Raw genomic sequence first — 22444 nt, 5'->3', positions numbered from 1 at the left:
CCCGGCACCACCCACGCCCGGCGGGCAGGGCGTGCCCGCCGGAGCTAGGTTGGAAGGCCAGGTCGGAGACGGTCGCCCGGGGGCTCCGCCCATCGGGGACGACAGCATGGAGCGTGCGCCATGACCGACACCCGCCACTCCGGTGACGAGACCCGGCACCTCACCCCCCGGGAGAGGGCCGCTCGCGGCAAGGCCGCCCGCTCCCTCGCCCCCCGGTCCGGCCACGCCGAGTTCACGCCCCCGCCCCGGCGCCCCGACCCGGTGGACACCATCGAGTCCCAGTCGGCCCGGCGGGTGCCGGAGCTGGTCCCGATCCGCTACGGCAGGATGAGCGAGTCGCCGTTCCGCTTCTACCGCGGGGCCGCCGCGATCATGGCCGCCGACCTGGCCGGAACGCCCCGCAGCGGCATCACGACCCAGTTGTGCGGTGACGCGCACTGCCTGAACTTCCGGCTGCTCGCGTCACCGGAGCGGCGCCTGATGTTCGACATCAACGACTTCGACGAGACCCTGCCGGGTCCGTGGGAGTGGGACGTCAAACGCCTGTCGGCCAGCTTCGCCATCGCGGGCCGGGCGAACGGCTTCTCCGCCAGGGAGCGGGCGTCCGTGGTGCGCGAGGCCGTGCGGTCCTACCGCGAGCGGATGCGGGCGCTCGCCCGGCTGGGCAACCTCGACGTCTGGTACACCCGCTTCGAGGCGGACGAGCTGCAGCAGCAGTTCGCCCCGGTGCTGAGCGCCAAGGCCCGCGACCGCTGGGCCCAGGCCCGGGACCGGGCCCGCGCGCACGACACCCTGCAGGTGTTCGACAAACTCACGCACCTGGTCGACGGCGAGCGCCTGATCGCGCCCGACCCGCCGCTGCTGATGCGCCTGGAGGACCTGCTGCCGCGGGCCGAGCGCGACGCGCTGAGGACGGAGATCAGCCGGCTGATCGAGCGCTACGCACGGACCCTGCAGTCCGACCGCCGGTTCCTGCTGCGGGGGTACCGGGTGGCCGACATGGCACGCAAGGTCGTCGGCGTGGGCAGCGTCGGCACCCGCTGCTGGATCGTGCTGCTGCTCGGCAAGGACGACGAGGACCCGCTGTTCCTCCAGGCCAAGGAGGCCGACGAGTCGGTCCTCGCCCCCTACGCCGGGGCGAGCGCGTACGCCACCCAGGGCGAACGCGTGGTCTCCGGACAGCGCCTCATGCAGGCCACCAGCGACATCTTCCTCGGCTGGGAGCGGGTGCAGGGCATCGACGGCAGGCGCCGCGACTTCTACGTGCGGCAGCTTCGGGACTGGAAGGGCATCGCGGTGACCGAGACCATGGCGCCGCGGACGATGGCCGTCTTCGCCCGCCTGTGCGGCGCCACGCTGGCCCGGGCCCACGCCCGGTCCGGCGACCGGATCGCCCTCGCGTCCTACCTCGGCCGCGGCGACGTCTTCGACCGGGCGCTGGCGGTGTTCGCCGAACGGTACGCGGACCAGAACGAGAAGGACCATCAGGCGCTGCTCGACGCCGTCCGGACCGGCCGCGTGGCGGCCGAGGCGGCCTGAGACGGACCGCCCCGGAGCCGTGAGATAGCTCACGCGTCGGTTCGAGCGATCCTGGGAACGAGAAACGGGCCCCTGCGGTGACTTCCGTCACTTGCAGGGACCCGTCCGTCGTGGTGCGCGAGGGGGGAGTTGAACCCCCACGCCCTTGCGGGCACTGGAACCTGAATCCAGCGCGTCTGCCTATTCCGCCACCCGCGCATTGGGTGTGTCCTCCGGCTCCGTTCCTTTCGGCCCGGCGCCTTCCGACACGCAGAACATTAGCACGCTGGACGGGGTGGATTCACATCCGTTCTCCCCGCCGGCACGACCCCGGGACCGGCGCCCCGCGGCCCGCCCGGCACCGGACCCCGCGCCTCCCACCAGCCCCTCACGTCTCGGAGCGAACCGGTTCACGTATCAACCTCGTACCGGTGGCCCCCTCACGCCCGGCAGCCGGACGGAGTCCACAGCCAGGTGCGGGACACTGGTCGGCAGCCACCTCTACGATCCTGGGCAGAAGTACGGCAGGACGGTTCGGCGGATGGTTCGGCGGACGGTCCGGCGGAACCCGTCGCCCAGGTCGTTCGCCCGGGTCGTGAAGGGGGAACCAGCCGATTCACCGCCGCGTGGATACGATCAGTAAGCAGTACCAGCACGACCAGCGGGACCAGCAGTACCCGGCAAGACCCCGGCACAGCAGCTACGACGGAGGAGGTGCCCCATGGGAGTCCTGAAGAAATTCGAGCAGCGTCTCGAGGGTCTGGTCAACGGCACCTTCGCCAAGGTCTTCAAGTCCGAGGTCCAGCCCGTCGAGATCGCGGGCGCGCTCCAGCGCGAGTGCGACAACAACGCGACCATCTGGAACCGCGACCGCACGGTCGTCCCCAACGACTTCATCGTGGAGCTGAGCGCCCCGGACTACGAGCGCCTCAGCCCCTACTCCGGCCAGCTCGGCGACGAACTCGCCGGCATGGTCCGCGACTACGCCAAGCAGCAGCGCTACACCTTCATGGGTCCCATCAAGGTGCACCTGGAGAAGGCGGACGACCTCGACACCGGCCTGTACCGGGTGCGCAGCCGTACGCTCGCCTCCTCCAGCAACCAGCAGGCCCCCGCGGCCGCACCCGCCGCCGGCCAGCGCCCCGGCGGCTACGGCTACCCGCCGGCCGCCCCGGCCGGTGCCCCGCCCATGCCCGCCGCCCCGCCGCCCGGCGCCCCCGGCGCCCGTCCCGGCGGCTACGGGTACCCGCCCGCCGCCGGGCGCCCGGCCGGCGGGGGACTCGCCGGCGCTCCGCAGCCCGGGGCGCGCACCCGCCACTGGATCGAGATCAACGGCACCCGCCACCAGATCTCCCGCCCGACGCTCGTGCTGGGCCGCAGCACCGAGGCCGACGTGCGGATCGACGACCCCGGCGTGTCCCGCCGGCACTGCGAGATCCGGACCGGAACGCCCTCGACGATCCAGGACCTCGGCTCCACCAACGGCATCGTGGTGGACGGGCAGCACACCACCCGCGCTACGCTCCGCGACGGCTCGCGGATCGTCGTGGGCAGCACCACCGTTATCTATAGGCAAGCCGAAGGGTGAAGCGGGGGCAATGTCAGAGCTGACCCTCACGGTCATGCGGCTGGGGTTCCTGGCCGTACTGTGGCTGTTCGTGATCGTGGCCGTGCAGGTCATCCGCAGCGACCTGTTCGGTACGCGCGTCACCCAGCGCGGGGCGCGCCGGGACGCCGCACGACCGCAGCAGGACCGGCGCCAGGCGCCGCCGCAGCAGCGCCAGCAGCCGGCCGCCGGCGGTGGCCGCGCGCGGCGCAACGCCCCCACCAAGCTCGTCGTGACCGAGGGCACCCTCACCGGCACCACGGTCGCGCTGCAGTCCCAGACCATCACCCTGGGCCGCGCGCACGACAGCACGATCGTGCTGGACGACGACTACGCCTCGAGCCGCCATGCCAGGATCTACCCGGACCGCGACGGCCAGTGGATCGTCGAGGACCTCGGGTCCACCAACGGCACGTATCTCGACCGGACCCGCCTCACGACTCCCACGCCGATTCCGCTGGGTGCACCGATCCGGATCGGCAAGACCGTCATCGAGCTGCGGAAGTAGTGCTACATCATGAGTGAGCGCGAGCGGAGCGAGCACGCACTGGCGGCCGGCACCCCGGGCCCCGGCGCGCTCCCGACCGGAGGGTGGGCAGTGTGGCTCGACACGACCGGCTGTACCCGGAGCCGACGGGCGAGGTGGGCATGAGTCTGTCACTGCGCTTCGCCGCCGGATCGCACAAGGGGATGATCCGGGAGGGCAACGAGGACTCCGGTTACGCCGGTCCGCGCCTGCTCGCCATCGCCGACGGCATGGGCGGCGCCGCCGCGGGCGAGGTCGCCTCCTCCGAGGCCATCTCCACCATCGTGGCCCTCGACGACGACATCCCCGGCTCGGACGTGCTCACCTCCCTCGGCCAGGCCGTCCAGCGCGCCAACGACCAGCTCCGCTCGATGGTCGAGGACGACCCCCAGCTCGAGGGCATGGGCACCACGCTCACCGCCCTGCTGTGGACCGGCCAGCGCCTCGGCCTGGTCCACGTCGGCGACTCGCGCGCCTACCTGTTGCGCGACGGCGTCCTCACCCAGATCACCCAGGACCACACCTGGGTGCAGCGCCTGGTCGACGAGGGACGCATCACCGAGGAAGAGGCCACCACCCACCCCCAACGCTCTCTGCTCATGCGGGCGTTGGGCAGCGGCGACCACGTCGACCCCGATCTGTCGATCCGTGAGGTCCGGGCCGGCGACCGCTACCTGATCTGTTCCGACGGCCTGTCCGGCGTGGTCTCGCACCAGACGCTGGAGGACACCCTCGCCAGCTACCAGGGCCCGCAGGAGACCGTCCAGGAGCTCATCCAGCTCGCGCTGCGCGGCGGCGGACCCGACAACATCACCGTGATCGTCGCGGACGTCCTCGACCTGGACACCGGCGACACCCTCGCCGGACAGCTGTCCGACACGCCGGTGGTGGTCGGTGCGGTCGCCGAGAACCAGAACCAGCCGCACGACAGCAGCATCATGCAGACCCCGGCCGGCCGTGCCGCCGGCCTCGGCCGGCACGCGGCGGGCGGCGGCGGCCAGTTCGGCCCGCCCGGCTCCGGCGACACCACCGGCTTCATCCCCACCGGGGACTACGGCGGCCTCGACTACTCCGACGACGACTTCGTCAAGCAGCGCGGCGGCCGCAAGTGGCTGAAGAGGTCGTTCTACACGGTGCTCGCGCTCGCCGTCGTCGGCGGCGCGCTGTACGGCGGCTGGCGCTGGACCCAGACCCAGTACTACGTCGGCACCAAGGGCGAGCACGTGGCGCTCTACCGGGGCATCAGCCAGGACCTGGCCTGGCTGAGCCTGTCGAAGGTGGAGAAGGACCACCCCGAGATCGAACTCAAGTACCTGCCGCCGTACCAGCAGAAGCTGGTGCAGGCCACGATCGCCGAGGGCAGCCTGCCCACCGCCCAGAAGAAGATCGACGAGCTGTCCGTGCTGGCGTCCGCGTGCCGGAAGCAGGACCAGGCCGTGGGAACCAGTCCCGCCGCACCCCCGTCCAAGCCGTCGCCGAGCGCGTCCGCCTCGGGCGCCGCCAAGCCGTCCTCGTCCCCCTCGCCGTCCTCGTCCCCCTCGCCCTCGCCGTCCGCGACCGCCACTCCCAACCCCGGCGCCAGCCTGTCGGCGGAAGAGAAAGAGGTCGTCTCGCAGTGCGGTAAGCAGTAGGCAAGCCGTGAGAGGCCCCGTCACACGATGAGCAGTACTACCAACACGCCGACGCACCACACGTCCACGATCGGCTCGATCGGCGCGCCGAGCCGGCGCAACACCGAGCTCGCGCTGCTCGTGTTCGCCGTCGTCATCCCGGTCTTCGCCTACGCCAACGTGGGTCTCGCCCTCAACGAGCAGGTGCCGTCCGGCCTGCTGAGCTACGGACTCGGGCTCGGCCTGCTGGCCGGCGTCGCCCACCTCGTCGTCCGCAAGTTCGCGCCGTACGCGGACCCGCTGCTGCTGCCGCTGGCCACGCTGCTCAACGGGCTGGGGCTGGTCGCCATCTGGCGGCTGGACCAGTCGAAGCTGCTCCAGCGGATCCACCAGGCCGGCACCGCCGCGCCCCGGCAGCTCCTGTACACGGCGCTGGGCATCGCCCTGTTCATCGTGGTGCTGATCTTCCTCAAGGACCACCGGGTCCTGCAGCGCTACACCTACATCTCCATGCTGGGCGCGGTGCTCCTGCTGCTGCTCCCGCTCGTGCCGGGCCTCGGCCAGAACATCTACGGCGCCAAGATCTGGATCTCCGTCGGCGGCTTCTCCATCCAGCCCGGTGAGTTCGCCAAGATCGTGCTGGCGATCTTCTTCGCGGGTTACCTGATGGTGAAGCGCGACGCGCTGGCCCTCGCCAGCCGCCGGGTCCTCGGCGTGTACCTGCCGCGCGGCCGCGACCTGGGCCCGATCATCGTGGTCTGGGCGATCTCGATCCTGATCCTGGTCTTCGAGACCGACCTCGGCACGTCGCTGCTGTTCTTCGGAATGTTCGTCATCATGCTGTACGTCGCCACCGAGCGGACCAGCTGGATCCTCTTCGGTCTGCTGATGTCCTCGGTCGGCGCCGTCGGCGTGGCGAGCGTCGAGCCGCACGTGAAGATGCGCGTCCAGGCGTGGCTGGACCCGATGCACGAGTACATGCTGTCCCAGCAGAACGTCCCGGGACACTCCGAGCAGGCCATGCAGGCGCTGTGGGCGTTCGGCTCCGGCGGCACCCTCGGCACCGGCTGGGGCCAGGGCCACTCCGAGCTGATCAGGTTCGCCGCCAACTCCGACTTCGTCCTCGCCACCTTCGGCGAGGAGCTGGGCCTGGCCGGCCTGATGGCGCTGCTGCTGATCTACGGCCTGATCGCGGAGCGCGGTGTGCGCACCGCCCTGGCCGCCCGCGACCCGTTCGGCAAGCTGCTGGCGATCGGCCTGTCCGGCGCGTTCGCCCTCCAGGTCTTCGTCGTCGCCGGCGGCGTCATGGGTCTCATCCCGCTGACCGGTATGACGATGCCCTTCCTGGCGTACGGCGGCTCCTCCGTCATCGCCAACTGGGCGCTCATCGGCATCCTGCTGCGCATCAGCGACACCGCGCGCCGCCCGGCCCCCGCCCCCGCCACCAACCCCGACGCCGAGATGACCCAGGTGGTCCGCCCGTCATGAACAAGCCCCTGCGCCGGATCGCGATCTTCTGCGGACTGCTCGTCCTCACCCTGCTCATCCGCGACAACTGGCTCCAGTACGTCAAGGCCGACGACCTGGCCACGGACGACAAGAACCGCCGCGTCAACATCGCGCGCTACGCGACCCCGCGCGGCGACATCATCGTCGGGGGCAAGGCGATCACCGGCTCGGTGGAGAACACCAGCGGCGACTTCAAGTACAAGCGCACCTGGAAGGACGGCGCCATGTGGGCGCCGGTCACCGGGTACTCCTCGCAGGCCTTCGGCGCCAACCAGCTCGAGGCGCTGGAGGACGGCATCCTCACCGGCAACGACGACCGGCTCTTCTTCCGCAACACGCTCGACATGATCACGGGCAAGAAGAAGGAGGGCGGCAGCGTCGTCACCACCCTCAACGCGGCCGCGCAGAAGGCCGCCTACGAGGGCCTGGGCGACCGCAAGGGCGCGGTCGCCGCGATCGACCCCGCCACCGGCAAGATCCTGGCGCTGGTCTCCACCCCGTCGTACGACCCGTCGAAGTTCGCGGGCAACACCGACGAGGACGCCAAGGCGTGGAACGCGGTGCAGAAGAAGAACAACCGCGACGACCCGATGCTCAACCGGGCGCTGCGCGAGACCTACCCGCCGGGCTCGACCTTCAAGGTCGTCACCGCCGCCGCCGCGCTGGAGAACGGCAAGGTCTCCGGCATCGACGACAAGACCGACTCCCCGCTGCCGTACCAGCTCCCGGACTCCAGGACCGAGCTGAAGAACGAGGGCAACATCCCCTGCGAGAACGCGACCCTGCGCGTCGCGCTGCGCTACTCCTGCAACACCGTCTTCGCCAAGCTCTCCGACAGCGTGGGCAACGACAAGATGATCGAGCAGGCGGAGCGGTTCGGCTTCAACAACAAGAAGCTGGACACCCCGGTGCGCGCCGCGCAGAGCATCTACCCCGAGGACAACCGGCCGCAGAACGCCATGGACGGCATCGGCCAGGCCTCCAACCGGGCCACCCCGCTGCAGATGGCCATGGTCGCCTCGGCGATCGCCAACGACGGCAAGCTGATGCAGCCGTACATGGTGGACCAGCTCCGCGCCTCCAACCTGGACGTCATCGAGACCGCCGAGCCCAAGCAGCTCTCCCAGGCCGTCTCCTCGGAGACCGCGCAGAAGCTCCAGCAGATGATGGAGACCGTGGTCAAGGAGGGCACCGGAACCAACGCGCAGATCGACGGCGTCACCGTCGGCGGCAAGACCGGTACCGCCCAGCACGGCCTGAACAACAGCGAGAAGCCGTACGCCTGGTTCATCTCCTACGCCAAGCTGTCGGACGGCAGCTCGCCGGTGGCCGTCGCGGTGGTCGTCGAGGACGGCGCAGCCAACCGTGACGACATCAGCGGCGGTGGCCTCGCCGCCCCGATCGCGCGGAACGTGATGAAGGCCGTCATCGGCACCAAGAAGTGACCCTGCCCACATCGCCTGCACATCGGTGCACGTAGCGATACCGGTCCTGTATCGGGTGACGGGCTTGGCCAGGTCACACAGAGCGAGCCGGGTACGGTATGCCCGGTGGGCACACCGCCGGACCCAACAGGGTGCGGTCGGGACCGACGGAGAGGGCTGGTAGGTAGCTTATGGAAGAGCCGCGTCGCCTCGGCGGCCGGTACGAGCTGGGCCAGGTGCTCGGCCGCGGTGGCATGGCCGAGGTCTACCTCGCGCATGACACCCGCCTGGGCCGCACCGTGGCGGTGAAGACGCTGCGCGCGGACCTCGCGCGCGACCCTTCCTTCCAGGCCCGGTTCCGCCGGGAGGCCCAGTCGGCCGCCTCGCTCAACCATCCCGCGATCGTGGCGGTCTACGACACGGGCGAGGACTACATCGACGGGGTCTCGATCCCGTACATCGTGATGGAGTATGTCGACGGCTCCACACTCCGTGAACTGCTGCACTCCGGCCGCAAGCTGCTGCCGGAGCGCGCCATGGAGATGACCATCGGCATCCTCCAGGGCCTGGAGTACGCCCACCGCAGCGGCATCGTGCACCGTGACATCAAGCCGGCGAACGTCATGCTGACGCGCACCGGCCAGGTCAAGGTGATGGACTTCGGCATCGCCCGCGCCATGGGCGACGCCGGCATGACGATGACCCAGACCGCGGCGGTCATCGGCACCGCCCAGTACCTGTCCCCCGAGCAGGCCAAGGGCGAGCAGGTCGACGCCCGGTCGGACCTGTACTCGACGGGCTGTCTGCTCTACGAGCTGCTGACGGTGCGGCCCCCGTTCGTCGGCGACTCCCCCGTGGCCGTCGCCTACCAGCACGTCCGCGAGGAGCCGCAGCCGCCGAGCGTGTTCGACCCCGAGATCACGCCCGAGATGGACGCCATCGTCCTGCGCGCGCTGGTCAAGGACCCCAACTACCGCTACCAGTCCGCCGACGAGATGCGGGCCGACATCGAGGCCTGCCTCGACGGCCAGCCGGTCGCGGCCACGGCGGCGATGGGCTCGGTCGGCTACGGCGGCTACCCCGACGACCAGGCGACCACGGCCCTGCGCTCGGACGCGGGCGGCGGCGCGACCACGATGCTGCCCCCGACGAACCCGGACGACGGCGGCTACGGCTACGACGACCGCCCGGACCGGCGCCGGCAGAAGAAGTCGAACACCTCGACCATCCTGCTGGTCGTGGCGGCCGTGCTGGTCCTGGTCGGCGCCATCCTGATCGGCAAGTGGGCCTTCGGCGGCGGTGGTGGCGCGGGCAACGACACCGTGTCGGTGCCGAGCTTCGTGGACCAGACGAAGGCCCAGGCGCAGACCATGGCGACCAACGCCGACCTGAAGCTGACGTTCACCGAGAAGCCCTGTGAGAACACCGAGACCGGCAAGGTCTGCTCGCAGAACCCGACCGCCGGCAAGGAGGTCGACAAGGGCTCCACGGTCGCCCTGGTCGTGTCGACGGGTGCGCCGAAGGTGGCGGTGCCGAGTGTCCTGGGCAAGAGCCTGGACGACGCCCGCTCGCTGCTGGAGGGCGACCAGTACCAGTTCGACGTGAAGACCAAGCAGCGGGAGTCCTCGGAGGAGCCCGGCACGGTCCTGGACCAGAACCCCAAACTCGGTGACGAGGTCGAGAAGGGCTCCACGATCACCCTCACGGTCGCCAAGGCCGTGGAGAAGGCGACCGTCCCCGACGTCTCCGGCAAGTCCTGCGACGAGGCCAAGTCCCAGATGGAGGCCAACGGCCTCAAGGGCAACTGCACCGAGGTCGACGTCCAGGACCAGAACCAGGTCGGCAAGGTCGTCTCGACCAACCCGGGCATCGGCAGCTCCGTCGACAAGGACTCCACGGTCCAGATCAACATCGGCAAGAGCAGCCAGACCCAGGTCCCGCAGAACCTGCAGGGGCTGAGCCTGAAGGACGCCAAGAAGGCGATCCAGGACGCCGGGCTGAACGTCGGCACCGTGGGCCCGGCCCAGGACGACAACGCCATCGTGGTGGGGTCCGACCCGCAGCCGGGCAGCACCGTCGACAAGGGCAGCTCGGTGAACCTGGCCACGGTCGGCGGGAACAACGGCAACAACGGCGGGAACAACAACGGCGGCACCCAGTTCTTCGGTGGGCTCACCGGAGGATCGGGCCGCGAGGACTGACGCCGTCGTCCTGACCCGGAGCGGAGGAAGGCCCCGGCACTCGTCGAGTGCCGGGGCCTTCGTCTTCGTCCGTCCCCGCCGCGCGGGCGGGGTTCAGCGCAGTTCCTTCGGCGGGGTGCGGTCGCCGTCCACCTTCTCCGTGCGGACCAGTTCGCCCCACACGACGTACCGGTAGCGGCTGGTGTAGACGGGCGTGCAGGTGGTCAGCGTGATGTAGTGGCCGGCCTTGGTCCGCCCGGACTCCTTCGGGACCTGCCCGAGGACCTTGACGTTGTACTTGGAGGTCTCCGGGAGGATCGCGAAGACCTTGTAGACGTACCAGTCGTCGCGCGTCTCGAAGACGATCGGGTCGCCCTCGTCGAGCTTGTCGATGTTGTGGAACTTGGCGCCGTGGCCGTCGCGGTGGGCGGCCAGCGAGAAGTTGCCCGGCTTGCCGGTCATGGGGAGCGTGGCGCGGACGGGGTCGGTGTAGTAGCCGGCCACGCCCTCGTTGAGGACCTTCGAGGTGGTGCCCTTCTCGACGAGGACCTCGCCGTTCCTCATGGCGGGCACGTGCAGGAAGCCGATGCCGTCCCGGGTGTCCAGCGCGCCGGGCCCGGTGGCCTGGTGCTCCCACTGGTCGCGCACCTTGTCGGCCTGCGCGTCGGCGTGCCGGTCGGCGACGACGTTGGTCCACCACAGCGAGTAGACGACGAACAGGCCGAGCACCAGACCGGCCGTGATGAGGAGTTCACCGAAGACGCTGACCGCCGTCGCCACCGGTCCCGGCCGCCGCGCGGGCGGGGACGCGTCGGACGGGGCGGACGGAGGGGGAGCCGGTGCCGTCGGGCCGCTGTGCTCGCCGGTGCCGTCTGTGGTGGCTGCCACGGTGTCATCCGCCCCTACTCTACGAGCGCATCCGGTTTGCCCTTGCTGCGCGGCCGTTCCTCGACCATCTTGCCCCAGACGATCAGGCGGTACTTGCTGGTGAACTCCGGCGTGCACGTCGTGAGGGTGATGTAGCGGCCCGGCCCGGTGAACCCGGACCCCTTCGGGACGGGGTCGAGCACGCTCACGTTGCCCGGCGAGGTCACCGGCAGCATCGAGGCCACCTTGTACACGAAGTACTCGTCCTGCGTCTCGACGACCACCGCGTCGCCCGGCTGGAGCCGGTTGATGTACCGGAACGGCTCGCCGTGGGTGTTGCGGTGGCCCGCGAGCCCGAAGTTGCCGGTCTTCGCGTCGGGCATCGCGGTCCGCAGGGAGCCCTCGCCGTAGTGCCCGACCATGCCCTTGTCGAGGACCTTCTTGTTGCTGACGCCCTCGGCGATCGGGACGACCACGTCCAGCTTCGGGATGTGCAGGATGGCGAAGCCCTGGCCCGGCGAGAAGGCGCCGGGGTTGCGCCGGCCGTTGGCCCAGTCGTCCTGGAGGCTGCTGGCCTCCCGGTCGGCCTGGGCGTGCGCGCGCACGTTGGTCCACCAGAGCTGGTAGGTGACGAACAGCAGCATCAGCACGCCGGTGGTGATGAACAGCTCGCCGACGGCCCGGCTGGCGAGGACCGCGGGGCCGGGCTTGCTGGCCCGCGCCCGGCGCCGGGCCTCGACGCGGGAGAGGGGCCGGCCGTCGTCGTCCCCGCGCCGCGCGGGCCCCTGCGGCTCGCTGCCGCCCTCGGGTCCCCCACGGCGGCCGTGACGGCGCTTGGCGGCCTTCCTGCGGGCCGCGCGGCCGCCCCCCGGTCCGGGAGGGGCGTAAGGGGCCGCCGGGCCGCCTGGGGCCGCCAGGGGCTCGCCGTAGGACCCCGGGGCGTCCGGTGCCTCCGGCAGCCGCAGGGCCATCGTCTCGTCGTCGGGGGGCGGGCCGTACGGGGCCCCCGCGCCGGGAACGCCGAAGGACCCGTACGACGTCGTGCCGTACGCGTCCTCGCGCTCGGGGCGCAGCGCGGTCACGCCGTGGCCCTGCCCACCACCGGGGCGAGCCCCGCCGACCTCGCCACCGCGTCCCGGTCGCCGCACTCGGCCAGCCAGTTGGCCAGCATCCGGTGCCCGTGCTCGGTGAGCACCGACTCGGGGTGGAACTGCACACCCTCCACGGGCAGTTCACGGTGCCTGAGGCCCATGATGATCCCGTCGTGGGTACGGGCGGTGACCTCCAGCTCGTCCGGCACGGTCGTCGGCAGCGCCGCCAGCGAGTGGTACCGGGTCGCGGTGAACGGCGACGGCAGCCCGGCGAAGACACCCCGGCCCTCGTGCTCGACCGGCGAGGTCTTGCCGTGCAGCAGCTCGGGCGCCCGGTCGACGACACCGCCGTACGCCACCTGCATCGACTGCATGCCCAGGCACACGCCGAAGACCGGGACGCCGGTGGCCGCGCAGTGGCGGACCATGTCGACGCACACCCCCGCCTGCTCGGGCGTGCCCGGACCGGGCGACAGCAGCACCCCGTCGAAGCCGTCCTGGGCGTGGGAGGTGGCGACCTCGTCGTTGCGCAGGACCTCGCACTCGGCGCCCAGCTGGTACAGGTACTGGACCAGGTTGAAGACGAAGCTGTCGTAGTTGTCGACGACGAGAATGCGCGCGCTCACTGGTTGTCCACCGTCACATCGTTGAAGGGAAGCAGCGGTTCGGCCCACGGGAACACGTACTGGAACAGGACGTAGACCACGGCCAGGACCAGCACCGACGCGATCAGTGCCTTGATCCACGCGTTGCCCGGCAGATGCCGCCAGATCCAGCCGTACATGCCGTCCCTTCCGTCGTACCACGGCACCAGACCCACGCCGTACCGCACCAGACTAGCGGCGCGGCGCCACGGGGCCCGCGGGACGGCGTGTACCCCGACTTACGTGGTACGGGGTCGATCACCTCAACGTCCCCCGGAACGGTGTGCGGGCCGGCTACCCCGCGGGCTCGGCGTAGTGCAGGTCCACCGTGCCCGAGTAGCCGGGCAGCGTCACCGTGCCGTCCTCGGTCACCTTCCAGCCGAGGCCGTAGACGTTCACGTAGACCATGTAGTTCTGGATCGCGGGCGAGTCCGCGAGCGCCTTCTGCAGCTTTTCCGGGTCCCCGACCGCCTGGATGCGGTACGGCGGGGAGTAGACCCGGCCCTGGAGGATCAGGGTGTTGCCCACGCAGCGCACGGCGCTGGTGGAGATCAGCCGCTGGTCCATGACCTTGATGCCCTGGGCACCGCCCTGCCACAGCGCGTTCACCACGGCCTGGAGGTCCTGCTGGTGGATGACCAGGTAGTCGGGCTGCGGCTCGGGGTAGCCCGGCAGCTTGGCGGTGGCGTTGGGCGGGGCGTCGTTCAGCGTCACCGTGATCGCCCGGCCCTTGAGCTTCTGGGTGCCCGCGGTGTGCTCCAGCTCGGTGAGCTTGTCGTCCTCGGCCTTCGAGCGGCCGTCGTCGCGCTCGGCCAGGGACTCGACCTCGTCGCGCAGCGCCGCGTTGGACTCCTCGAGCTCGCCGTTCTTGCGGCTGCGCTCCTGGATGAGGTCGGACAGCTTCAGCAGAGAGGTGTCGGTGCGGAGGTTGGTGCCCTTGGCCGTGTTGAAGCTGGTGAAGAAGAGGAGCCCCGCGAGCGCGAACACCGCGACCGTCAGCACCCGCACCGGACGGAAACGAGGCCGGGGGGCGGGGGCGGAACCCGTTGTACCCGTCCCGGGGGAGTCGGCAGAATTGCTCAACGTACCCTTATCTCCTTCGGCGCCGTAGAAGCACTACGCTAACGGACGCCCGGGGGAGCGCTCCGTGTCCCCTTGCCAGCAGGAGAGACCCTCGTGCCGAAGTCACGTATTCGCAAGAAGGCCGACTACACGCCGCCGGCGGCCAGGCAGGCGGCGGCCATCAAGTTGACCAACCGCGCCTGGGTGGCGCCGGTGATGCTGGCCATGTTCATCATCGGGCTGGCGTGGATCGTGGTCTTCTACGTGACCGACGGCTCGCTGCCCATCGACAAGCTGGACAACTGGAACATCGTGGTCGGTTTCGGGTTCATCGCGGCCGGGTTCGGCGTCTCCACCCAGTGGAAGTAGCGGAGAAACCTCTGACCAGGGCTGTCCGCTGAGTTATCCACAGCCGTTTTCCACAGTGGGGAAAAGAACGACGATCTGTGGATAACTCAGCGGGGGTTGACGCCGGTGTGACGGAACTACCGGCGCCGGGCTCCTCTCGAAAACCTGTTCGCCCCCTGCCTGACCTGCGTGAACACGGGTCGGTGACAGGGGGCACAGGTGTTCCCGCACGTTGTGCACAAGATCTGCCACGCGCTGTGGACAACGGGATGCTCAGGTGAGCTGCGCGGTCCTCAGGAGCGTCATGACGACCACGGCGGCGAGCACCAGGCCGCACAGGCCGTACTGCACGAGCGCGCGGTGTTCCCGGGGTGCCTGGAACATGCCGTAGCCGATCAGCGCACCGGCGACCAGACCGCCGACGTGCGCCTGCCAGGCGATGCCGCTCCAGCCGAAGGTGATGATCAGGTTGATCACCAGCAGGGCGACGACCGGCCGCATGTCGTAGCGCTGCCGGCGCACCAGCACGGCGAAGGCGCCGAAGACGCCGAAGATCGCGCCGGACGCCCCCAGCGAACCCTGGTTGGGCGCGGCGAGCACATAGGTCAGCGCCCCGCCGGCCAGACCGGACAGCAGGTACACCGCGAGGTAGCGGACCCGGCCGAGCGCCGCTTCCAGGGGGCCGCCGATCCACCACAGGCTCAGCATGTTGGACAGCACATGGATGTAGCCGCCGTGCAGGAACATCGAGGTCAGCAGCCGGTACCACTGCCCCTCGGCGACGCCCTCGAGGTGGTCCGTGCCGAGCGACGGCACGATCGCGTGGCCGATCATCTCGAAGCGGTCCGTGAAGCGGTCGCCCACCGCGAGCTGCACCAGGTACACCGCGAGGCAGAGGCCGATCAGCACCTTGGTCACCAGGCGCGGGTCCGCCGCGACCGCGCCCCCGGCGACCGTGCGGGGCGTGGACGCGTCCGGCGCGTGTCCCGTGCCGGAACCGCTGCGCACGCACTCCGGGCACTGGAAGCCCACCGACGCGCTGACCATGCACTCCGGGCAGATGGGCCGCTCGCAGCGGGTGCAGCGGACGCCGGTCTCCCGGTCGGGGTGGCGGTAGCACCCGGGCAGGCTGCCCTGGGCGTCCGGCCGGCTGCCTGGCGCCTGTTCCATCGGATCCCTCTCCTGGCCGGTGCGCCGCCGGGGAACACCGAGCCGAACACACTGCATCGCCCTGTCCCTCCTTACGGACGGGCAGGGCGAATGGTTCCCGTCGGGCGGCGTGCGCCGAGGGTCAGCGCCTCTCGACGACGACGGACTCGATCACCACGTCGGTCAGCGGGCGGTCGGTGCGCGGGTTGGTCGGGGTGGCCGCGATGGCGTCGACGACCTTCTGGCTCGCCGGGTCGGTGACCTCGCCGAAGATGGTGTGCTTGCGGCTGAGCCAGGCCGTCGGGGCGACGGTGAGGAAGAACTGCGAGCCGTTGGTGCCCGGGCCGGCGTTGGCCATGGCCAGCAGGTAGGGCCGGTCGAAGCGCAGGTCGGGGTGGAACTCGTCCTCGAACTGGTAGCCCGGGCCGCCGGTGCCGTTGCCGAGCGGGTCGCCGCCCTGGATCATGAACCCGCTGATCACCCGGTGGAAGACCGTGCCGTCGTAGAGCCTGTCCGCGGACTTCACACCGGTGGCGGGGTGGGTCCACTCCCGGCCGCCCGTCGCGAGCTCGACGAAGTTCCTGACCGTCTGGGGAGCGTGGTCCGGGAAGAGCCGGACCTCGATGTCGCCGTGGTTGGTCTTCAGGGTGGCGTACAGCTGCTCAGCCACGATGTGCCTTCCGTCGTCTCTCTGTGACCCCCCGATCCTCGCACGCCCCGCACCCCCCGTCGTCCGCCCTCCCACCCCACCGCGCGGGCGTGGGAGGGGTCGGCGAAAAACAATCGGCATGGCGCGGGAGAGAGCGGGCAGAGGCGATCCGTGGCATGGTCGAGGCATTGTCGACGACAAGCTCCTGTTGCCCCGTATTCATCCACCGGGCACCCAAATGCCCGTCCCCGCATGCTTCTCCGCGCCGGGACAGGCATGATCCGCAAAAGGGTGGACAGTCGATTACCGTACGCCACCGAGGAGGAGGAACCCGTGACCCGCATCGACAGCGTGCGCGCCGCGACCGGCTCGGCGAAGGACAGCGTGCTGCACGCCGCGGAAGTGGTGGCGCCCTACGCCGACACGGCCAAGGAACGGGCCGCGCACTACGCGCAAGAGGCCCGCGTACGGCTCGCGCCCAAGGTGTCGCTGGCCGCCGAACAAGCCCGCGTCCAGTACGACGCCCACGTCGCGCCGCGCCTGGAGCAGGCCCGTGCGCAGCTACCCCCCAAGGTCGACCTGGCCGCGCAGGAAGCAGCCCTGCGTGCCAAGGTGGCCGCCCGTCAGGCCGCCGAGTTCTCCCGCCCGAAGCTGGAGCAGGCGGTGGCCGCGGCCGGCCCCGTCAAGGACGAGGCCGCCGCCCGCGGTCTCGCCGCGCTCGCGGCGCTGCGCGGGCAGGTGACGGCCAAGGAGATCGAGCGGCTGGTGCGCAAGCACCGGCGGCGGGCCAAGATCGGCAAGGTCGCCAAGGTCCTGACGATCACCGGCGTCGTCGTCGGCGGCGCCTACGCCGCCTGGAAGTGGTGGGACAAGCAGGCCAACCCCGACTGGCTCGTCGAGCCGCCCGCGGCGACCGAGGTCCCCGCATCCGGCGGTCTCACGTCGGTGGACGGCAGCGGCGACGTCCTGGACCCGGAGGTCGAGGCCAAGCAGGCCGAGGAGGACGCCGCGCGCGAGGACCGCGACTGACCCTGAGCCGAGCCGGTCCGTGGGGCAGGAGAGCACGTGTCTCCTGCCCCATCGCCATGTTTCACGTGAAACGGCCGGACGCCCCACGGCCCGCCGCGTACGACGAATCCCCTCCGCTCCGCGTGACCGCGGGACGGAGGGGATTTTGGTGTGGAGCCTAGGGGAGTCGAACCCCTGACATCCGCCATGCAAAGACGGCGCTCTACCAACTGAGCTAAGGCCCCGGAAAGCGTCCACGGCGGATCCCTCCACCGTGCGCCGCAGACCAGAGTACCGGGTCACCCCCGGGATCTTCCAAAAAGTTGGGGGGTCCCCGCGAACGACCACTCTCCGTAGGATGCTCGACGTGGTTCGCTACAGCGAACCGCCGTTTTTGGGGAAGCGATGGGGAGACGCAATGGACGCCGCACAACAGGAAGCGACCGCGAGAGCGCGGGAGCTCCAGCGGAACTGGTACGGAGAGCCACTGGGGGCGCTCTTCCGTAAGCTCATCGACGATCTCGGGCTCAACCAGGCCCGCCTCGCGGGGGTGTTGGGACTGTCGGCGCCGATGCTGTCCCAGCTGATGAGCGGTCAGCGGGCGAAGATCGGCAATCCGGCCGTCGTACAGCGCGTGCAGCAGCTCCAGGAGTTGGCGGGTCAGGTCGCCGACGGGAGCGTCAGCGCGGCCGAGGCGACCGAGCGGATGGAGGAGATCAAGCGGTCCCAGGGGGGTTCCGTGCTGAACAACACCACGCAGACGACGAGCAGTTCGGGAGCGCCGACGGTGAAGCGGGTCGTCCGCGAGATCCAGTCGCTGCTGCGCTCGGTGGCCGCCGCCGGTGACATCATCGACGCCGCGGACACCCTGGCCCCGACCCATCCGGAGCTGGCGGAGTTCCTCCGGGTGTACGGCGCCGGCCGCACCTCCGACGCCGTGACGCATTACCAGTCCCACCAGAGCTGATCGGGGCTCCCACGGGGGACACGGGGGACACGGGGGACACGGGGGACTCGCAGCACCACGGGGGCACGGGGGCACGGGGGACACCGCATCGGGGAGGAGCGGCACAGGGGACATGGGTGAGGTCTTCGCCGGACGGTACGAACTGGTCGACCCCATCGGGCGCGGCGGCGTCGGCGCCGTGTGGCGCGCCTGGGACCACCGCCGTCGCCGCTACGTGGCCGCCAAGGTCCTCCAGCAGAGCGACGCCCACTCCCTGCTGCGCTTCGTCCGCGAGCAGGCCCTGCGCATCGATCACCCGCACGTGCTCGCCCCGGCGAGCTGGGCCGCGGACGACGACAAGGTGCTCTTCACCATGGACCTGGTCGCGGGCGGCTCACTGGTCCACCTCATCGGCGACTACGGCCCCCTCCCGCCCCTGTTCGTCTGCACCCTCCTCGACCAGTTGCTCTCCGGCCTGGCCGCCGTGCACGCCGAGGGCGTCGTCCACCGGGACATCAAACCGGCCAACATCCTGCTCGAGGCCACCGGCACCGCCCGGCCCCGCCTGCGCCTGTCCGACTTCGGCATCGCGATGCGGCTCGGCGAGCCCCGGCTGACCGAGACCCACCTCGTCGTGGGCACCCCCGGCTACCTCGCGCCCGAGCAGATGATGGGCGCCGAACCCGACTTCCCCGCCGACTTGTTCGCCGCCGGCCTGGTCGCGCTGTACCTCCTCCAGGGGGCCAAGCCGGACGCCAAGGCGCTGGTCCAGCACTTCCTGGACCACGGCACGCCGGGCGCCCCGCAGGGTGTCCCCGAGCCGCTGTGGCAGGTGGTGGCCACCCTGGTCCAGCCGGATCCCGAGGCCCGGTTCCGCACGGCCACCGGTGCCCGCAAGGCCCTCGCCTCGGCCACCGAGCTGCTGCCGCCGCCCGGCCCGGACGACGAGATCATCGAGATCTTCGACCAACTGGGGCCGCTGCCCAAGGGGTTCGGACCGCAGGGCCCGCTGGAGCCGACCGGGGCGGACCCGGCGGCCGGCAGCGGCCGGACGGGCCCCACCGTGCCGGACGCCGCTCTCCCCTTCTCCGGGCGCAGCGGGAGGGGCGGGAGGAGCACCCGCACCGGGACCGACTCCGAGGCGACCTGGCCCGGCACCGGCTCCGTCCCGGCCGAGGCGGGCACCGGCTCGGTCCCGACCGGCTGGGGTGCCGCCGCCGTGGCACCGACGGATCCGCGCCGCCGGGCGCCCGACCCGTCGCCAGGCGCCCCCCGCCCGCCCGCACACCCGCCCACCGCGCACCCCGCCCCCGGGCCGACCCCCACGGCCACCCCGGCCCCCACCCCCGGGCCGTCCATGTCGGACACCGGCAGCTTCCACCTGCCGCCACCTCAGGAGCCGACCCCGCAGCCCGCACCGCCCAGGGAACCGGCCTCGCACCCCACGCCACTCCAAGGGCGGGCCTCCCACCCCGTGCCGCCGGCAGGACGGGGCTCCCACCCCGCGCCACCTCAGGAGCAGGCCCCGCACCTCTTCCCGCCGTCCTACGCAGCCCCCGCACCCCCGCCGCACTCCGCCCCGGAGCCCACGCACACCTACGTCCTGCCGCGCGCCGACCCGGCCACCGCCTCGTACACCACCCAGGACCCGCGGCCCGTGGCCGCCCAGGGGCGCCGGGCCGGGCGGCACGGACGGCGGGTGTCCCGGCCCGGGCCGCCCGCGAGGATCGCGGTGCCGGTGCTGCTGCTGGCGCTGCTCTGCTACGCCGTCGGGTTCTGGGCGTTGGCCCGGATCTGAGCGGCGTCCCGCCGCCGAGCGGTGACCGTCCACACCGCCAGCCCCAGCAGCAGCGCGCTGCCCGTCCCGATCCCGCCGGCGGCGAGGACCCGCAGGCCCAGGTCACCGCCGTGTCCCCCGGCACCCCCCGGGCCCCCGGAGGCACCGGCCCCGAACATCCCGCGGGGCACGGACTCCCCCGCGTACTCAGGCCCGGGACGCGCGCTCCCGCGCACCCCGACGCGCAGGACCACGCCGTAGGGCCCGTCCCCGAACTTCTCACCGACCTCGGCGGCGAGGTGCACGACGAGGTAGTAGGACCCGGCGAAGCGCATGCCGTTCACCGGGGCGGACACGGCGTACCGGTTGGCGTAGGAGACCGGGGGCACCGGGGCCAGGGCGGCCGACTTCTGGCTGCCGCCGTAGCCGGTCTGCGCGGACTCGACCTCGGCGCGCACCGGGTTGTGCAGGGTGAGCGAGAGGGCGGCGCCGACGTAGTCCGCGCTGCGGCCACCGGTGCTGCCGATCTCGACCGTGGCGTCGGGCTGCTGCCCCCAGCCGACGGGAACCACGTAGAAGAGGGTCTGCCCGGGGACGATCCGGCTCCGCCACGCACCCGGTCCCACGGCGGCGGCGGTGGCGAACCCGGCCCCGCCCGGCCGGTCCACGGCCTCACCGGCGGGCGGCGCGGGCGTGGCCGAGTCCCACGCCCCGGGGGCCCGGGTGGCGCCGGGCCGGGCGAGGGGCGGCTCGGAGACCGGCGCGAGCTCCAGGTCCCAGGGCTGGGAGGCGCTCTCCGGCCGGGCCCGCTCGACGACGACGTAATAGGTGCCCGCCGTGCGGCACAGGGACCGGTCCGCGACGACCTCGCGCGCGCCCCACGCGGTGAGCGGCCGGGGGCTCCCGGTGGCGCCGACGGTCGCGGAGTCGAAGGACGAGCAGCTCAGCCCGTCGGCGTCCTGCACCGACACCCGGATCCCGTCGCCGGCGTCGAGCGGGGCGCCGGGCCGCGGGACGGCGGTCACGGAGACGTAGGTGCTCGACGCGTCGTCCAGTTCGAGCCGGTAGTAGGTGCGCTCCGCGTCGGAGAGGGTGCTGCGGTACGTCGTACCGGGTGCGAGGCGCACGGCGTCGGCGGTACCGGTGGCGCCGGGGACGGTACGGGCACCGGCGGCGAAGGCGTAGGACGGGGCGTCGGCGGCCCGGGCCTGGGGAGCGGCCAGCGCGACGGCCGCGCAGAGTGTCACCGCACCCGCGGTGATCCGCAACCCGGGACCCCGGGCAGTGCAAGACCCCGGCCGCTGAGCGCGGCCGGGGTCTGTGCTGGTGGCAGGGTGCGGACTCACGAACCCGTGGGCACGGAGTCGGTCGCCTCCGTCCACAGATCCTGCTCGGCGCGATCCGCCTGGATCTGGCGGTACACGAGGAGCCCGCCGATGGCGGCCAGTGCGACCAGGAGAAGCTTCTTCACCGCGCGACCTCGTCTTTCCTTGACGTAGGGGACCTCTGGCGCCCGACTATACACACCGGCCGATACCGATCGGTGACCTGCCGGGGCGGCCCCAACTGCCGCCCGCGCCAGCTCAGTAGACGCGCCTCACACCCCTCCGATCGAAAGGTGATCACACCTCCACCGAGGGTGAGCGGGTCCCCTTTTCCCCTGTCTTCACCCCTCTTGCGGCCATCCGGGTGGTGTTCATCGGAACATCGCCACGCCGCGTGCGTCGGTCCCCCACTTCGCGAGCCGCATACACATCATGAGGAAAGTACGCAAATCGCCCAACCCGAAAGTGAGGGGATCATGGCCAAGACCCAGGTCATGAAGCTCTGGACCGCCATCGTCACCGCCTTCCTCGCCCTGTGCACGACACTGGGCCTCGTCACCACCACCTCCGCCCCGGCCGTCGCACAGACCGAGCCGACGCGCAACAGCAGCACCGGCGAGAACACCGACCGGGTGACGATTCCGGCACAAGCGGCACTGCCCTGGGCCTGGTCCCGGGCGAGGGCCCTTCCCCCCACGATGAAACAGCGCATCCGCGCCGAGGCCCACGGCAAGTCCCCGAGCTGCCGGCACCGCCCCCTCGCGGACGCCGAGTCGCAGGGCCTGCCGGACGCGGCCCACCCGGACGGAGCCTGCGACGACACCCCGGCGGCGGACTCCCGGACGGTTCCCCTGCAGCGCTGAGACCCCCGTGATCCCACGCGCCGACCGTTCCCGCAGCACCGCACCGACCGCACCGACCGCACGACCGTTGTAACGGCGACTTGCGTACAGCCGCACGATGCAGGCCCGGAAGCTCCCCTGGAGCAACCGGGCCTTCGCCGTGTCCGGACCCGAGGGGGCCCGTCCGTGCTCCGTGCCCTCCGGCGCCGGTCCCTCCCCACGCGGGGACCGGTGCCGAAGGACGCGTCGAGGGGCGACCCCCACCCGACGGCGAGGTCGTCGGACGGCGCCGCTCCCGCGCCCCGAGGGGGCCGGACGGTGCGGCGGCTGCGTCGGGCTGTCGCTCGGCGATCGTGCCAGGTG

Annotated in this window: 21 protein-coding genes and 2 tRNA genes; 12 read left to right on the top strand and 11 right to left on the bottom strand. The window is 71.5% G+C overall.

Annotated features, from left to right (window positions below):
• The first annotated feature begins 120 nt into the window (after positions 1 to 120).
• Positions 121 to 1539 carry a DUF2252 domain-containing protein gene (locus E4U92_RS02075; protein WP_137298494.1) on the top strand — a complete coding sequence of 473 codons (1419 nt, stop codon included), beginning with the start codon at positions 121 to 123 and terminating at the stop codon, positions 1537 to 1539.
• A gap of 111 nt (positions 1540 to 1650) precedes the next feature.
• Here E4U92_RS02075 and E4U92_RS02070 read toward each other — a convergent pair.
• Positions 1651 to 1737, bottom strand: a tRNA-Leu gene (locus E4U92_RS02070).
• A gap of 502 nt (positions 1738 to 2239) precedes the next feature.
• Between E4U92_RS02070 and E4U92_RS02065 the strand changes: the two genes are divergently transcribed.
• From E4U92_RS02065 to pknB, 6 genes are all read left to right on the top strand, one after another.
• Positions 2240 to 3106, top strand: a complete 867-nt coding sequence (locus E4U92_RS02065; protein ID WP_137298493.1) for an FhaA domain-containing protein — start codon at positions 2240 to 2242, stop codon at positions 3104 to 3106.
• A 10-nt stretch (positions 3107 to 3116) separates the two neighbouring features.
• The gene (locus E4U92_RS02060) at positions 3117 to 3632 is read left to right on the top strand and encodes an FHA domain-containing protein FhaB/FipA (protein WP_137298492.1); all 516 of its coding nucleotides are present in this window, start codon (positions 3117 to 3119) and stop codon (positions 3630 to 3632) included.
• Between the two features lie 140 nt (positions 3633 to 3772).
• A complete protein-coding gene (locus E4U92_RS02055; RefSeq protein WP_137298491.1) occupies positions 3773 to 5281 on the top strand; it encodes a Stp1/IreP family PP2C-type Ser/Thr phosphatase in 1509 nt (502 codons plus the stop codon).
• Between the two features lie 27 nt (positions 5282 to 5308).
• On the top strand, positions 5309 to 6748 hold the full coding sequence (locus E4U92_RS02050) for an FtsW/RodA/SpoVE family cell cycle protein (RefSeq protein WP_137298490.1): 1440 nt from the start codon (positions 5309 to 5311) through the stop codon (positions 6746 to 6748).
• Positions 6745 to 8214, top strand: a complete 1470-nt coding sequence (locus E4U92_RS02045) for a peptidoglycan D,D-transpeptidase FtsI family protein (RefSeq protein ID WP_137298489.1) — start codon at positions 6745 to 6747, stop codon at positions 8212 to 8214. Before E4U92_RS02050 ends, E4U92_RS02045 begins: the two co-directional genes overlap by 4 nt.
• A 170-nt stretch (positions 8215 to 8384) precedes the next feature.
• Positions 8385 to 10394: a Stk1 family PASTA domain-containing Ser/Thr kinase gene (gene pknB, locus E4U92_RS02035; protein ID WP_137298488.1), complete on the top strand. Its 2010-nt coding sequence runs from the start codon at positions 8385 to 8387 to the stop codon at positions 10392 to 10394.
• Positions 10395 to 10487: 93 nt separating this feature from the next.
• Here pknB and E4U92_RS02030 read toward each other — a convergent pair whose 3' ends face one another.
• The 5 genes from E4U92_RS02030 to E4U92_RS02010 form a co-directional block, all read right to left on the bottom strand.
• Entirely contained in the window at positions 10488 to 11261 is a 774-nt protein-coding gene (locus E4U92_RS02030) for a class E sortase (RefSeq protein ID WP_137298487.1), read from the bottom strand.
• Between the two features lie 14 nt (positions 11262 to 11275).
• Positions 11276 to 12322, bottom strand: coding sequence for a class E sortase (locus E4U92_RS02025; RefSeq protein ID WP_168725014.1), 1047 nt, complete (start codon positions 12320 to 12322; stop codon positions 11276 to 11278).
• The gene (locus E4U92_RS02020) at positions 12319 to 12957 is read right to left on the bottom strand and encodes an aminodeoxychorismate/anthranilate synthase component II (protein WP_137298486.1); all 639 of its coding nucleotides are present in this window, start codon (positions 12955 to 12957) and stop codon (positions 12319 to 12321) included. The genes E4U92_RS02025 and E4U92_RS02020 overlap by 4 nt, the downstream gene beginning before the upstream one ends.
• Complete coding sequence (locus E4U92_RS02015; protein ID WP_174863633.1) at positions 12954 to 13151, bottom strand: hypothetical protein; 198 nt, start codon at positions 13149 to 13151, stop codon at positions 12954 to 12956. Before E4U92_RS02015 ends, E4U92_RS02020 begins: the two co-directional genes overlap by 4 nt.
• Positions 13152 to 13269: 118 nt before the next feature.
• Complete coding sequence (locus E4U92_RS02010; RefSeq protein WP_137298484.1) at positions 13270 to 14058, bottom strand: DUF881 domain-containing protein; 789 nt, start codon at positions 14056 to 14058, stop codon at positions 13270 to 13272.
• Positions 14059 to 14151: 93 nt separating this feature from the next.
• On the opposite strand from E4U92_RS02010, the gene crgA reads away from it, so the two are divergent.
• Positions 14152 to 14406 carry a cell division protein CrgA gene (gene crgA, locus E4U92_RS02005; RefSeq protein WP_067239742.1) on the top strand — a complete coding sequence of 85 codons (255 nt, stop codon included), beginning with the start codon at positions 14152 to 14154 and terminating at the stop codon, positions 14404 to 14406.
• 252 nt (positions 14407 to 14658) lie between these two features.
• Here the strand turns inward: crgA and E4U92_RS02000 are convergent, their stop codons facing one another.
• Together E4U92_RS02000 and E4U92_RS01995 are read right to left on the bottom strand one after the other, a co-directional pair.
• Positions 14659 to 15555 (bottom strand): rhomboid family intramembrane serine protease, encoded by an 897-nt coding sequence (locus E4U92_RS02000; RefSeq protein WP_137298483.1) that lies wholly within the window; start codon positions 15553 to 15555, stop codon positions 14659 to 14661.
• 121 nt (positions 15556 to 15676) lie between these two features.
• Positions 15677 to 16204 (bottom strand): peptidylprolyl isomerase, encoded by a 528-nt coding sequence (locus E4U92_RS01995; RefSeq protein WP_137298482.1) that lies wholly within the window; start codon positions 16202 to 16204, stop codon positions 15677 to 15679.
• A 312-nt stretch (positions 16205 to 16516) separates the two neighbouring features.
• Between E4U92_RS01995 and E4U92_RS01990 the strand changes: the two genes are divergently transcribed.
• Complete coding sequence (locus E4U92_RS01990; RefSeq protein ID WP_137298481.1) at positions 16517 to 17212, top strand: DUF5324 family protein; 696 nt, start codon at positions 16517 to 16519, stop codon at positions 17210 to 17212.
• 151 nt (positions 17213 to 17363) lie between these two features.
• On the opposite strand, the gene E4U92_RS01985 is transcribed toward E4U92_RS01990, so the two are convergent.
• Positions 17364 to 17436: transfer RNA gene (locus E4U92_RS01985), tRNA-Ala, on the bottom strand.
• Between the two features lie 173 nt (positions 17437 to 17609).
• Here E4U92_RS01985 and E4U92_RS01980 point away from each other — a divergent pair.
• Positions 17610 to 18158, top strand: a complete 549-nt coding sequence (locus tag E4U92_RS01980; protein ID WP_137298480.1) for a helix-turn-helix domain-containing protein — start codon at positions 17610 to 17612, stop codon at positions 18156 to 18158.
• Positions 18159 to 18270: 112 nt separating this feature from the next.
• Positions 18271 to 19935, top strand: a complete 1665-nt coding sequence (locus E4U92_RS01975) for a serine/threonine-protein kinase (RefSeq protein ID WP_137298479.1) — start codon at positions 18271 to 18273, stop codon at positions 19933 to 19935.
• On the opposite strand, the gene E4U92_RS01970 is transcribed toward E4U92_RS01975, so the two are convergent.
• Positions 19899 to 21161 carry a hypothetical protein gene (locus E4U92_RS01970; RefSeq protein WP_229862765.1) on the bottom strand — a complete coding sequence of 421 codons (1263 nt, stop codon included), beginning with the start codon at positions 21159 to 21161 and terminating at the stop codon, positions 19899 to 19901. The two genes, E4U92_RS01975 and E4U92_RS01970, sit on opposite strands and share 37 nt — an antisense overlap.
• Positions 21162 to 21256: 95 nt before the next feature.
• A complete protein-coding gene (locus tag E4U92_RS36440) occupies positions 21257 to 21385 on the bottom strand; it encodes a DLW-39 family protein (RefSeq protein ID WP_003999697.1) in 129 nt (42 codons plus the stop codon).
• 330 nt (positions 21386 to 21715) lie between these two features.
• On the opposite strand from E4U92_RS36440, the gene E4U92_RS01960 reads away from it, so the two are divergent.
• Positions 21716 to 22102, top strand: a complete 387-nt coding sequence (locus E4U92_RS01960; protein ID WP_137298476.1) for a DUF6344 domain-containing protein — start codon at positions 21716 to 21718, stop codon at positions 22100 to 22102.
• The last annotated feature ends 342 nt before the right edge of the window (positions 22103 to 22444 follow it).

The sequence above is a fragment of the Streptomyces galbus genome, from assembly GCF_005280195.1.
Taxonomy (GTDB): domain Bacteria; phylum Actinomycetota; class Actinomycetes; order Streptomycetales; family Streptomycetaceae; genus Streptomyces; species Streptomyces galbus.
Note: the sequence above shows the minus strand (reverse complement) of the source record. Positions and strands in the feature narration are given on the sequence as shown.